Origin of the sequence: Streptomyces sp. NPDC087420, assembly GCF_044744165.1 — a bacterium.
GTDB lineage: Bacteria > Actinomycetota > Actinomycetes > Streptomycetales > Streptomycetaceae > Streptomyces.
The window spans coordinates 1-12,691 of record NZ_JBIUXU010000021.1; the positions used below are offsets into that span (position 1 = coordinate 1).

A 12,691-nucleotide genomic window follows, 5' to 3' on the forward strand; every position below is an offset into this window, starting at 1 on the left:
CGACGACCCCCGCGACCGGCGCGTCCGACACCTCCGCCTTCACCCGCCGCTCCCGCAGCCGCCACGCCCTGATCACCACCGCCACCGGCACCCCCCCCCCCCCCCCCCCCCCCCCCCCCCCCCCCCCCCGCCCCCCCCCCCCCGGCTGCTGTGTGAGAGGTGGCGCCGGGGCCGTCAGGGCCGTGCGGCGGTGGTGGTGGACGGCTGGTGGGGTCCAAAATAGGCCACGTGTGCAATATAGCGCGTTTGCAAGTATACGGCGTACGCAAGTATTGTCATCGCTCGTAAAGCGCTCGCGCAATTTCCACGGAAGGTCCTCACCCATGCCTCTCGCGCTCCTCGCCCTGGCCATCGGGGCGTTCGGCATCGGCACCACCGAGTTCGTGATCATGGGGCTGCTGCCGGAGGTGGCCACCGAGTTCGGCGTCACCATCCCCACCGCGGGGTACCTGGTCACCGGCTATGCGCTGGGGGTGGTCCTGGGCGCGCCGCTGATGACCGTCCTCGGCACCCGGATCTCCCGCAAGCGGATGCTGATGCTGCTGATGGGGCTCTTCGTGGCGGGCAACGTGGTCTCCGCGCTCGCCCCCACCTTCGGCGTGATGCTCACCGGACGGGTGATCGCCTCGCTGGCGCACGGCGCCTTCTTCGGCATCGGCTCGGTGGTCGCCGCCGGTCTGGTCGCCCCGCACAAGAAGGCCGGGGCCATCGCGATGATGTTCACCGGACTGACCGTCGCCAACGTCGTGGGCGTCCCGCTCGGCACCTACATCGGCCAGAGCGCCGGCTGGCGGGCCACCTTCCTCGTCGTCGCCGGACTCGGCGTTCTGGGGCTGGCCGGTGTGGCGGCCCTCGTACCCGAGCAGCCGAGGCCCGAAGGGGTACGGCTGCGCCACGAACTGGCCGCGTTCCGGAACGTACAGGTCCTGCTCGCCATGGCGATGACGGTGCTCGGCTTCGGCGGCGTCTTCGCCGCGATCACCTACATCACCCCGATGATGACGGAGACGGCCGGCTTCGCCGACTCGTCGGTGACGTGGCTGCTGGTCCTGTTCGGCCTCGGCATGGTCGGCGGGAACCTGCTCGGCGGGAAGTTCGCCGACCGCCGCCTCATGCCCCTGCTGTACGTGTCCCTCGGCTCCCTCGCCGTCGTCCTGGCGTTGTTCACACTCACCGCCCACAACAAGGTCGCCGCCGCGCTGACCATCCTGCTGATCGGCGCGCTCGGCTTCGCGACCGTGCCGCCGCTCCAGAAGCGGGTCCTCGACCAGGCGTCGGCGGCTCCCACCCTGGCCTCCGCCGTCAACATCGGCGCCTTCAACCTCGGGAACGCGCTGGCCGCGTGGCTCGGCGGCCTCGTCATCGCGGGCGGCTTCGGGTATACCGCGGCCAACTGGGTGGGCGCGGCGCTGGCCGGGTCCGCGCTGGTCCTGGCGCTCGTGTCGGGCGCGCTGGACCGCGGGGCCCCCGGCACCGGCCGGGTCGTGGTGGCGAAAGGCGCGTCCGTGCCGGAGGGAGCCGGCGAACGGGTCGACGCGACCCACCACTGACCACCGCGCCGCCCCCTGAACGCGCGTGGCACAGTTCACACGCCCGGTGGGCGGACGGGCGGAACGCGCCGGAGTGGTTGAGCGTTCATTGACAGTGGGCCCTGGCCGGCATCCCCCGAACCGGCCGGGGCCTGCCTCATGCCTCCGGCGGCACCCGGAGCTGGAACACGGCCCGGCCCTGCGCCACCCCGTTGACCTGGACCTCCAGCGCGTGCTCCCCGGCGTAGAACGTCCGGGTGGTGATGAGCTTGAAGGACCGGCGACGGGCGAGGACAACCGTCTCCCCGGGGGCGAGGGTCACGGTGGTGAGCTTGAAGACCTTCGGGGCCGTACCGCCGTTGGCCTTGCGGTAGTGGACCACGTAGTCGACCGCCAGCCGCGTCTCCACCGCCGAGTCGTTCGTCAGCGTGACCTCGAACGGCAGCTCGTCCCCGACGGACAGCGAGGTCGCGCCGAGGACCGGTCCCGCAACCGTGAGGGCCGCGGGCGGCGGGAATCCCAGCAGCCCGAGCGCCCCGGGATGGCCCTGCTTCACGAGGGTCCGCAGCGCGTGGCGCACGACCTTCGCGGTGTTGCCGTCGGGAGCCGCGGCCCACGCCGTCGCGACACGCACCGCCAGCTCCGGGCTGGTGTGGCTCACGTCGTTGAGGTGGTTGGCGACCGACCGCCGCACATAGTCCGACGGGTCCCGGTACAGCGCGTCGAGGATCGGCACCGTCGCCTCCTGCCGCTCCGCCAGCGGTTTGACCCGTACCGCCCAGGGCAGGCGCGGCCGGGTCCCCTCGCTGGCCAGCCGCCGTACATGCGCGTCCGGATGAGCCGTCCACCCCTGGATGTCCGCGAGGGCGCGGTCGAGGTCGGCGTTGAGCAGGCGGCGCAGGGCGAACTCGGCGGTCAGCCGGGGCGTGAGATCGGCCAGCAGCGCCAGGGCGTCGTCGAACGCGCGCGGATCGTCCGAGGCGAGCGCCCGGGTCGCGACCGCGTCGGTCACCGGCCAGATCATCCAACCCGTGAACTCCGGGTCGGCCAGGGCCGACCGTACGGTCTTGTCGAAGTCGGCGTAGGACGCGGGCAGATCGGTCAGCAGGGCGTCCCGCAGCAGATCGTTGCGGGCCCGCAGCCCGACCCCCGCGAGCGACGCGGCGGCCCGGCGCAGGGCCGGCAGCTCCGGTCGAGGCGCGACCGCCTCCAGGCAGCGGACCAGGCCGGTGGCGGCGGCGGGGCTGATGAGTTCGTCTGCTGTGGGCACTGACTTCTCCCTGAGGGGCGGTGGCTCGGCTCGTCGGTGGCTCGTCGGCGGCTGGTTCCGCACCCCTTGCTCTCCCTGACGTCCCAGGTGAGGACGGGTGACGCAGCCATGTCCGCACTCTAGGGCAGGGGTCTGACACTCCCCGGTGCCCGGCGGGCGGGCACACTGGTGGCGCTGGCTTTTCCGGCCTTCCCGGCAGTGCCGACGTCAAGGAGAACGACGCGTGACCCCACTCTTCCCGGCCCTCGCCGCGCGTGCGGACCGGCCCGCGCTCCAGTTCGGCGGACACACCCTGACCTACGCCGAACTCGCCGACGACGCGGGCGCGCTGGCCCTGCGGATCGCCGGGGCGCGGCGGATCGCGGTCTGGGCCACGCCCACGCTCGCCACGGCGGTGGGTGTGGTGGCCGGCCTGCTCGCCGGGGTGCCCGTCGTCCCCGTCAACCCGAAGAGCGGGGAACGCGAACTCGCGCACATCGTCGCCGACAGCGCCCCCGAACGTGTCCTGGTGGAGGCGGGCGTCGAACTGCCGCCGGGACTGGCCGCACCGGAGCGGGTGGACATCGTGACGCGCGCGACCCGTTCGGGTTCACTTCCGGAGAGGGGGAGGGAGAGGGAGAGGGGGACGGACGGCGTGCCCACGGGCTCCGCGACCACGGGCGGCGGTCCCGCGCCGCTGCCTCCCGAGCCGTGCCCCGAAGCGCCCGCGCTGATCGTCTACACCTCCGGGACCACCGGGCCGCCCAAGGGGGCCGTCCTGCCCCGCCGGGCCCTGACCGCCAGCCTGGACGCGCTGGAGGACGCCTGGCAGTGGACCGCCGACGACGTCCTCGTCCACGCGCTGCCGCTCTTCCACGTCCACGGACTGATCCTCGGAGTCCTCGGCCCGCTGCGCAGAGGCGGGTCCGTCCGCCACCTCGGCAGGTTCGACACCGCCGGGGTCACGCGGGAGCTGTCCTCCGGGGCCACCATGTTCTTCGGCGTACCGACGATGTACCACCGCCTCGCCGAGGCCCTGGCCGACGACCCGGCGCTGGTGAAGGCCCTGGCCGGGGCGCGGCTCCTGGTGTCCGGCTCCGCCGCGCTGCCCGTGCACGACCACCGGCGGATCACCACGGCCACCGGGCGCGCGGTCGTCGAGCGGTACGGCATGACGGAGACCCTGATGAACACGAGCGTGCGCGCGGACGGCGAACCGCGCGCGGGGACCGTCGGCGTACCGCTGCGGGGTGTCGAACTGCGCCTGGTCGAGGAGTCGGGCGACTCGATCGAGGCGTACGACGGTGAGACGGTCGGTGAGATCCAGGTGCGCGGCCCGAACCTCTTCACCGCCTACCTGAACCGGCCGGACGCGACGGAGGCGGCCTTCACGGACGGCTGGTTCCGCACGGGCGACATGGCGGTCCGCGACCCCGACGGCTACGTCCGCATCGTCGGCCGCAAGGCCACCGACCTGATCAAGAGCGGCGGTTACAAGATCGGCGCCGGGGAGATCGAGAACGTACTGCTGGAGCATCCCGGGGTACGGGAGGCCGCGGTGACCGGCGAACCCGACGCGGACCTCGGCGAGCGGATCGTGGCGTGGATCGTGCCACGGGACGCCGGCGCCCCGCCGTCCGCCGAGGAGTTGGCCGACCACGTCGCGGGCCAGCTCGCCGCGCACAAACGGCCGCGTGTGGTGCGCTATCTGGACGCCCTGCCCCGCAACGACATGGGCAAGATCATGAAGAGGTCGCTCGGTGTCTGACCGGTTGAGCGCCCGCGAGGCCGTCGCCGTGGTGACCGGCGGCGGGGACTTCGCCGAACTGCCCGCGCCCCAGGACATCTCCGCGCCGGACGGACCGCTGGCCTGGGAGGGGTACGGCGAGCAGCGGCGGCGCGCGCGACGGGCGACCGGCGAGGCCGAGTCCGTCGTCTGCGGCACCGCCTGGGTCGGCGCCACCCGTGCCGTGCTGATCTCCTTCGAATTCGGCTTCCTCGGCGGCTCGTTGGGCGAGGCGACGGGCGACCGGATCGAGGCCGCCCACACCCGGGCGCGCGAGGAGGGACTGCCCGTCGTCTCGCTCATCGCCACCGGCGGCAGCCGGATGCAGGAAGGCATGCGCGCGCTGCTCCAACTCCAGCGGGTGGCGCGGCAGTCGGCGCTGACCCGGGAGGCCGGGCTGCCCCAGGTTGCCGTCGTGCGCGACCCGACCACCGGCGGCGGCTGGGCCACCCTGGGCGCGGGCGCCGATGTCGTTCTGGCCCTGCCGGACGCCCAGATCGGCTTCGCGGGCTCACGGGTACGACCCGTGGACGCCGACCCCCACGCGTACACGGCCGGGGCACAGTTGACGTCCGGTCAGATCGACGCCGTCGTGGAGTTGGAGGCATTGGCCGCCACGGTCGGGAGCTGGCTGGCGCTGCTCACCGGAGGGGTCCGCGCGGACGCCGCCCCGCCGCCCGAGGGTCTCGGTGGCACCCCGCTGCCCGCCACCGGCCGGGAGGCCGTTTTCCGTGCCAGGTCGGCCGGGCGCCCGCGCGCCGAGGCGTACCTGGACGCGTACTTCAGCCGCCGGGAGGAGATCACCGGCGACCGCTGCGGGGGTACGGACCCCGGCATGCGCTGCGGGTTCGGCCACCGGGCGGGCCGAACCTACGCGTACGCGGCGCAGTGCGGCACGGCCACGCTCCCGGCCGGCTACCGCACCGCGGCGCGGCTGATCCGGCTCGCCGGCCGCCTGGGCATCCCCGTCCTCACCCTGGTGGACACCCCGGGCGCGGCCAACGACGCCGAGGCGGAACGCGCGGGGGTGGGGGCGGCCGTCGCCGACGTCTTCGCGGCGATGGCGACCTCCCGGGTGCCGGTCACCACCCTGCTGATCGGCGAGGGCGGCTCGGGTGGTGCGCTGGCCCTGTCCGCGCCGGACAACACGTGGGCCACGAAGGACAGTTACTTCTCCGTCATCGCGCCCGAACTCGCCGCGGCGATCCTCAAACGCGCCCCGGCCGAGGCGGGCACGACGGCCGACCAGCTCGGACTCCGGCCGCAGGACCTGCTGGAGCTGGGGGCGATCCGTGGGATCGTGCCCTGAGAGGCGGGCCAAGCCATGAATTCTCATGGGCCTCTCACCGGCTTTTCAGTTGAAATGCTTAGGCTTGGGCGCGTGACTTACTCGACTCCCCCCGGCTGGCATCCCGATCCAGGGCACACAGGCGACGGCCCCCGCCTCGAACGATGGTGGGACGGTTCGGCCTGGACCGACGAGCTCCGTTCCGCCACGCCGGACCGGGAGCAGGACCAGGACCGGGATCCGGCCCCCGTCCAGACCCCGGAACCGACCCCGGAACCGGAACCGACCCCGGAACCGGATCAGGCCCAGGCCCGGGACGCGGTCCTGACGCAGGACGCGGGCCCGGCCCAGGACCCGGCTCAGGCCCAGGACCCGGAGCGGCCCGATCAGACCCTGGTCCAGGGCGCGGTCGACCGGCCCCAGGGCCCGGACCTGTTCAAGGGCCCGCCTCCCGCACCCGTTCCGGACCCGGCCCACGGTCACCCCGCCACGGTCACGGCGCCGGTCCCCGGTCCCGTACCGGCCGCGCAGCCCGCCGGGGCGGGTTGGGGCCAGCCGCCGTACCCGCCGTATCCGCTGGGCACGGCACCCGGGACGGCCCCCGGCACGCCGAACCGCAAACGGCGGATCGCGTTCGGGGCGATCGCCGCCGTTGTGGTGCTGGCCGTCGCGGGTGGCTCCTTCCTCCTCGGGCGCGGCACCGACGACGACAGCGACCACGCCTCCGCGGCGGGCGACGGGGGTTCCTCCGCGGCACCCTCGCTGCCCGGCGTGCCGGACCCCGGGCAGCGCGGCCAGAGCCCCGCGCCCGACGCCCCGCCCGGCCAGGGCGAGGGCGGCGGCGGGGGAGGCGGCGAGGACGGCGCTCCCCAACTGCCCCAGCCGCAGACCGAGGACGGCTTCGCCACCGACGGGGCGAGCGGCATCAGCATTCCGGTGCCGACGGGCTGGAAGGGCGAGTCGGGCCCGATCGGCGCCGGGGTGACGACCGGGGACTACCCGTGCCCCGGGGAGACGTCGCAGACCTGTGTCCTCGGCGGGGTGTTCTCGGCCCCGGCCGCCGCGCTGGAGATCAACGCGAAGACGGCCAAGGACGCGGCCGAGAAGGACATCGAGGCCAACGCCAAGGACTCCTACGGCGGCGCCACGTACGGCGAGATCTCCTCGCACCAGCAGCTCAAGGCCGAGGCGGTGACCGTCGCGGGCCAGAAGGGCTACCTGGTGCGGTGGAAGGTCGTCACGAGCAAGGGCGACGACGGTTACGTCCAGTCGCTGGCCTTCCCGTCCCCCGCCAACCCGGAGCTGATCGTGGTCGTACGGTCCGGGTTCGACGTCAACGTCAAGGCGCCGAAGCTCACCGTCATGGACGACATCACGAAGGGGATCAAGAAGGCGGCCGGCGGCGGCACCGGCACCGGACAGGGCGTCTGAGCCCCACCCGCAGACCGCCTCGGGCCCCGCGAGACCCAAGGGGCACCCCGTACTCCCGCAGGCGATCGCCGGGCGGACCTGAACAGGTCCGCCCGGCGTCGTCGTGTCCGGGGGCGGCCGGGCCGCGGGCGTGTCCGCGCACGACGGAGCCGGGAGCGCCCCTCTGGCCGTACACTCGCCCCATGGGTTGCACACGTGTGGTGAGGGAGTGCCTGCGACAGGCCGCCTGCGCACTGTGCTCGGCCGCCGCCGACGCGGTGTCCTCGGGCCCCGGCCCGGTGTCCGCACCGGAAGCCGGTTGTCGCGCCCTGCACGGTCACGGCTAACACCCCGCCTGCACCGCCGACCCGCCCGCACCCCCGTCCGGCCGTCGCCGGCCGGCCGCGCACTCTTCTCGCCCCCGCCGCACGGGACTTCACCGCACCCGCACCCGCCTCCACCGCCGCCGTACCAGCACGCCCCCCACCGCAGCACATCCCACCGCAGAGCGCCGCCCGCCGGGCCGGCCCTGTGGTGTCCGGTCCGACCCGGACACCGTCACCGCCCGCACCACCCCCGTCACGCGACGCCACCGCGACCCGTCGGCGCCTTCCCGGCGCCCGCGGCGAGCGGGCCCGTGTCGCGCCTTCGAGAGGACCCCTGTGAAGTTGAGCGAACTGCTCGCCGGGCACGACCACGAGATTCTTCAGGGCGATCCGGAGACGGTGATCACCGCGGGAACCGCCTTCGACGCCCACCGGGTGTCACCCGGATCGCTGTTCATCGCGGTGCCCGGACACCGTGAGGGCGGCCCCGAGTCCGTCGGCCCCGCGCTCGCCCGGGGCGCGGTCGCCGTGCTGGTCGACGCCGGGGCCCCGGACCTCCCCGCCTCCGTCTGGGCGGACACCGACGTCTGTGTGGTCCGCGTCCAGGACACCCGCACGACGGCCGCGGTGGTCGCCTCCCGCTACTACGGCGAGCCCGGGCGCTCGATGGACATGGTCGCCATCACCGGCACCAACGGCAAAACGTCGGTGTCGTACATGGTCGAGTCGGTGCTGCGGCTCGCCGAGGGGGCCACGGTCGGGGTCATCGGGACCGCGGGAAGCCGGATCGGCGACGAGCTGATCCCCATGCCGAGGTCGGTGCTGACCACCCCCGAGTCGCCGGACTTCCAGTACCTGCTGGGGCGCATGCGGGACCGCGAGGTCGGTACGGTCGTCCTGGAGGCCACGTCCATGGGGCTGTTGACGCACCGCGTCGACCACTCCTTCATCGACGTCGGCATCTTCACCAACCTGACGCAGGATCACCTGGACGACCACGGCACGATGGAGAACTACCGGGACGCCAAACTCCGGCTGTTCCAGGGGCTCTGCCGCCGCGCGGTCGTGAACGCCGACGACGCCGTGGGCGCCGGGATCGTCGCGCTGATGCCCGGGGCCGTGACGACGTACGCCCTCGACACCGACGCGGACTACCGCGCCACCGACCTCACCGTCGACGCCTTCGGCACCCGCTTCACACTGCACCACGAAGGACGCAAGTACCCGGCGGCCATCCCCGTGCCCGGCCGCTACTCGGTCGCCAACGCCCTCGCCACCGTGGCCGCGTGCCACCTCCTCGGACACGACCTGCGCGGACTGGTCGCCGCCCTCGACCGGATGCCGCCGATCCCGGGCCGCTTCGAGCGCTTCGAGACTCCGGCCGGCACCTCGGTCATCGTGGACTACGCGCACTCGCCCGACTCGCTGGAGAAGGTGCTCACCACCATCCGCGGGTACGCCAAGGGCCGGATCATCACCGTCTTCGGCTGCGGCGGCGACCGCGACATCACCAAGCGGGCCGAGATGGGCGAGATCGCCGGCACCTACTCCGACCTGTGCGTCCTCACCTCGGACAATCCCCGCGACGAGGACCCCGAGGCGATCCTGGACCAGATCGCGCCGGGCCTCACCGCCACGGGGACGCCCTTCGAGCGGCTCGCCGACCGCCGCGCCGCCATCGCCCACGCGCTGGCCGCCGCGGGCCCGGACGACGTCGTGCTGATCGCCGGCAAGGGCAGCGAGCCGTACCAGATCGTCGGCGAGGAACTCGTACCGTTCAGCGACATGGCGACGGTCCGCGAACTCGCCCTGTAAGGGACGTTCCGGAGGAGTGACCGCCTCCCCCGGTGTCACTGGGGGAAGCTCGGCCACACCCCCAGCTTCGTCACGGCGGCGGTGGTGATGCCGGAGGCGCCGCCCGGGAGGAGCAGGCTCGTCTGCTCGTAGTCCTTGTCGCCGATCAGCAGGTCGGCGTCGCCGTCCCGGTCGGTGTCGCGCAGCCGGAGGTTCAGCCCGAACCTCTCGTCGGCCGTGGGGCTCCCGGGTACTCCGGCGGTGGAGCGGGTGAACCACTGCGAACCGGTACCGGTCAGGCCCTTCTTGCCGCCGCGCAGGAGGTGGACGCCGCCCGCCGCCGCGGCCGAGCCGACCTTCTCCTCCGCCGAGTTCACCGCGAGGTCCGGGTAGCCGTCGCGGTTGGTGTCGCCGGCGGAGAGAGCGACGCCGAAGCCGTCGTTCTTGGTGGCGCCCGTGGCGACGCCCGCCGTGGACTGGGTGAGGCGGTACGTGGTGGTGGGGCCGGACGCGCCGCCGCGTACGACGACGACCGAGCCGGCGCCCTTGTTGTGGGCGGTGTCGCTGACGGCCAGGTCGCCGTAGCCGTTCTTGTCGAAGTCCGCGATGACGCCCGTGGGGCTGTAGTCGGGGGCGGTGTTGTTGATCGGTGTGACCTTGGCGGCGGGCTTGACGGTGGTGCCGCCCCGCAGGAACCAGGCGTCCTGCGTCATCTTGTCCTTGCGGTAGCCCTGGCCGAGGACGTACAGGTCGGTGGCCTTGTCCTTGGTGACCTGCCCGGCGACGAGTCCGGTGGGTTCGAGGATGTCGGGTGAGCTGAGGGGCAACGTGTGCTTGGTGACCTTGCCGGTCGTCCCTGTCTTGGAGAAGCCTCCCCGGAAGATGTAGGCGGTGTCGAGGGAGTCGACGACCGCCAGGTCCGGCTTGCCGTCGCCGTCGAAGTCACCGGTCTCGACCGCCTTGCCGAAGCCCCGGTGGGTGACGGCGCCGACGGGGAGCCGGGTGGCCTTGGCGCCGAGGCCGGACTTCGCGCCCCACATGATGACCACCGCTCCCGAGCCGGTCTTGCCGCTCACCTTCTCGGTGAAGTCGGTGACCGCGAGGTCGGCGTAGCCGTCCCGGTCCAGGTCGGCGGCGGCCAGGTCGTCACCGAAGGCGTCCCCGGTGCCGCCGGCGTCCCCGGCGGCCCCGGGAATGTTCGGGCTGTTCTGGGTGAACGTCTTCCTCACCGTGCCGGGGCCGGTCGCGGTCCCGTAGGTCACGGCGAAGGAGCCGCCGAGGGAGGCCTCGGCGTAGTCCCGGTAGCCGTCACCGTTGAAGTCGTCGGCGTACTTCGCGGGCGCGGCCGCGGCCGACCCCGCGAGGGCCAGCAGCCCGCCGCCCGTGAGGGACAGGGCGGTGGCGGTCGCGAGAGCGAGCCGGAGCGGGCGGGACGTCCTGTGCGTGAACATGCGTCTCCTGCGTGCGCGCGGGACCGGTCGGGACCGGTCCCGGGTGATCTTGTGAAGCGAATACAGGAGAAGACGCACGACCGCGGAAGAGGGTTGTAGCGCGTCGCCGTCCGGCTTCGGTCCGCCGCCTCTACTCAGACCGGCCTGAGTGCGCGTGCTCATGCCCGGAGCTTTCCGGAGGGCGAGTATCGGTGCAGCGGCGCGGCCGAGAGTGCCGGTTGGATCCCGCTGAAACGATTATGGAGAACTCCTGATGTCCCGTCGTATCGTTCTGTCGCTGACCGCCGCCGTCGTTGTCATCGGGGGCACCGGGGCCTTCGTGCTCGCCCGGGCCGGGGAGCCGTCGCTTTCTCTGGCACACAGCACGGCCCGCTACGCGGCCCCCGACGGCGAGCGCGACGGGTCCTTGACCTTCACCACCGACGTCACGTCGTCCTCCGGCGTCAAGGACGTGAAGGTCCTGGCCTGGCCCGCCAAGTCGTCCTTCGCGGAGCGGGGGTTGACCACCAAGGACATGGCCGCTGTCGAGTCGGCCGACTGCGAGCCTCTCGGTGAGGACACCGTGCGCTGCACCTACAAGGCTGTTGTCACCCGCGCCGACGCGGAGGTGTCGCCTCGCGGTGTCTGGCACCTCGCCGTTCAGGTCAGTGCCAAGGACGGCACCACGAAGCTGGAGACCAGGGCGGCCGACTTCACCGTCGCGTAGCCGTATCGCGGAAGGACGGCGGGGTCCGGAACGGAAGGCGTGTCCGCCGCGTCCGAGGTGCATGAGAATGCCGCGCCAAACCGCCGTCCTGTTCCTGAGCGCCGGGCTGTTGCTCTCCGGTTGCTCGTCCTCGTCCGGCGACCCCGGCGACGAGGGGTACGCCGGCCCCACCCTGCCCGCCCGCACCTTCGCCAAGGACAAGTGGCAGGAGGGGCCGGCCAAGCCCGGGCAGCACAAGCCGTATCCGTACGACGTCAACACACACTGCGGGATCAAGTGGCTTTATTTCGGTGGTCGTTGGTGGATCCTCGACCATGTGTTCCCCGGTGTCGAGCAGGTCAGGGGGACGCCGCCGTCGCAGGATGGCGGGAGACTCGCCGGCTACATGACCCTGATCGGCCCCGACACCGCCAACTTCGACGCCGCCGGGATGCCCACGATGCAATTTGTGCCGGCCAAGAGGAAACCGCCGGGCTGCGCCTAGGGCGTGTCGCTACCGAGGACGTACAGCTCGGGGAGGTTGACCACGATCGCCTCCTGCGTGCTGCGGGCGATCACCACGACGGCCTCGTCGTCCGGGCTGGGGTTCTCCTCGCGGTGCGGGACGTACGGCGGCACGAAGATGTAGTCGCCCGGCGAGGTGCGGATGCGGATCTCCTCGGGCGTACCGCCCGAGTTGTCGAGGAACACGAACTCCGGGTGTCCCTTCACCACATGGATCGCCGTCTCCGACTCGCCGTGGTGGTGGTTCGAGGACGCCGTTCCGGCAGCGACATGGGTCTGTCCCATCCAGATCCGCTCCGAGCCGACACTGGCGCCGCTGATCGCGGCGAACCTGCGCATCCCGCCGGTCTGCGCGGTGTCGCCGTCGAGCGCGTCGGCGCGGATGTGGTGGAGACGGGCCCGGAGCGGCAGCGTGCTCTCCCCGGCGGGGTCAGGACCGTGGTCGTCACCGGAGAGGTCGGGGTGGAACGCGTCCATGGAGTTCCTGCTCTTGAGGGCTGCGGGTGCGAGTGGCCGGGACCGAACGTAGAGAGGGCGGCGAATGGATGTCAAGATGTGTCCATTGCCGCCGAGCTGGTCCTCACCGGTTGCCGGACGCTTCTCGGACGGTGCTCGGCGGACTCGGCACGCTACGGGGAGACGGTACGG

Annotated in this window: 10 protein-coding genes; 7 read left to right on the forward strand and 3 right to left on the reverse strand. The window is 72.8% G+C overall.

Annotated features, from left to right (window positions below; translation table 11 throughout):
* The first annotated feature begins 323 nt into the window (after positions 1–323).
* Positions 324–1,550: an MFS transporter gene (locus ACIO1C_RS33550; protein ID WP_401870962.1), complete on the forward strand. Its 1,227-nt coding sequence runs from the start codon at positions 324–326 to the stop codon at positions 1,548–1,550.
* Between the two features lie 136 nt (positions 1,551–1,686).
* Here ACIO1C_RS33550 and ACIO1C_RS33555 read toward each other — a convergent pair whose 3' ends face one another.
* Complete coding sequence (locus ACIO1C_RS33555) at positions 1,687–2,799, reverse strand: DNA alkylation repair protein (RefSeq protein ID WP_401870965.1); 1,113 nt, start codon at positions 2,797–2,799, stop codon at positions 1,687–1,689.
* A gap of 223 nt (positions 2,800–3,022) precedes the next feature.
* On the opposite strand from ACIO1C_RS33555, the gene ACIO1C_RS33560 reads away from it, so the two are divergent.
* The 4 genes from ACIO1C_RS33560 to ACIO1C_RS33575 all read left to right on the forward strand — a co-directional run bounded on the left by ACIO1C_RS33560 (position 3,023) and on the right by ACIO1C_RS33575 (position 9,403).
* Entirely contained in the window at positions 3,023–4,546 is a 1,524-nt protein-coding gene (locus ACIO1C_RS33560) for an acyl-CoA synthetase (protein WP_401870967.1), read from the forward strand.
* A complete protein-coding gene (locus tag ACIO1C_RS33565; RefSeq protein ID WP_401870970.1) occupies positions 4,539–5,873 on the forward strand; it encodes a carboxyl transferase domain-containing protein in 1,335 nt (444 codons plus the stop codon). Before ACIO1C_RS33560 ends, ACIO1C_RS33565 begins: the two co-directional genes overlap by 8 nt.
* 72 nt (positions 5,874–5,945) lie before the next feature.
* Positions 5,946–7,283 (forward strand): DUF2510 domain-containing protein, encoded by a 1,338-nt coding sequence (locus tag ACIO1C_RS33570; protein ID WP_401870973.1) that lies wholly within the window; start codon positions 5,946–5,948, stop codon positions 7,281–7,283.
* Between the two features lie 641 nt (positions 7,284–7,924).
* Positions 7,925–9,403: a UDP-N-acetylmuramoyl-L-alanyl-D-glutamate--2,6-diaminopimelate ligase gene (locus ACIO1C_RS33575; protein ID WP_401870976.1), complete on the forward strand. Its 1,479-nt coding sequence runs from the start codon at positions 7,925–7,927 to the stop codon at positions 9,401–9,403.
* 35 nt (positions 9,404–9,438) lie between these two features.
* On the opposite strand, the gene ACIO1C_RS33580 is transcribed toward ACIO1C_RS33575, so the two are convergent.
* Positions 9,439–10,833: an FG-GAP repeat domain-containing protein gene (locus ACIO1C_RS33580; RefSeq protein ID WP_401870978.1), complete on the reverse strand. Its 1,395-nt coding sequence runs from the start codon at positions 10,831–10,833 to the stop codon at positions 9,439–9,441.
* A gap of 253 nt (positions 10,834–11,086) precedes the next feature.
* Here ACIO1C_RS33580 and ACIO1C_RS33585 point away from each other — a divergent pair, with 253 nt between their 5' ends.
* Together ACIO1C_RS33585 and ACIO1C_RS33590 are read left to right on the forward strand one after the other, a co-directional pair.
* Positions 11,087–11,539 (forward strand): DUF5707 domain-containing protein, encoded by a 453-nt coding sequence (locus ACIO1C_RS33585; protein WP_401870981.1) that lies wholly within the window; start codon positions 11,087–11,089, stop codon positions 11,537–11,539.
* A gap of 67 nt (positions 11,540–11,606) precedes the next feature.
* Positions 11,607–12,023, forward strand: a complete 417-nt coding sequence (locus tag ACIO1C_RS33590; protein WP_401870983.1) for a hypothetical protein — start codon at positions 11,607–11,609, stop codon at positions 12,021–12,023.
* Here the strand turns inward: ACIO1C_RS33590 and ACIO1C_RS33595 are convergent.
* The gene (locus tag ACIO1C_RS33595) at positions 12,020–12,520 is read right to left on the reverse strand and encodes a cupin domain-containing protein (RefSeq protein WP_401870986.1); all 501 of its coding nucleotides are present in this window, start codon (positions 12,518–12,520) and stop codon (positions 12,020–12,022) included. The genes ACIO1C_RS33590 and ACIO1C_RS33595 overlap by 4 nt on opposite strands.
* Positions 12,521–12,691 lie beyond the last annotated feature (171 nt).

Coding starts and splice junctions, on each gene's coding strand:
- ACIO1C_RS33595 (WP_401870986.1), bottom strand. CDS start 12,520: ATGGACGCGTTCCACCCCGACCTCTCCGGTGACGACCACGGTCCTGAC.
- ACIO1C_RS33580 (WP_401870978.1), bottom strand. CDS start 10,833: ATGTTCACGCACAGGACGTCCCGCCCGCTCCGGCTCGCTCTCGCGACC.
- ACIO1C_RS33590 (WP_401870983.1), top strand. CDS start 11,607: ATGCCGCGCCAAACCGCCGTCCTGTTCCTGAGCGCCGGGCTGTTGCTC.
- ACIO1C_RS33550 (WP_401870962.1), top strand. CDS start 324: ATGCCTCTCGCGCTCCTCGCCCTGGCCATCGGGGCGTTCGGCATCGGC.
- ACIO1C_RS33585 (WP_401870981.1), top strand. CDS start 11,087: ATGTCCCGTCGTATCGTTCTGTCGCTGACCGCCGCCGTCGTTGTCATC.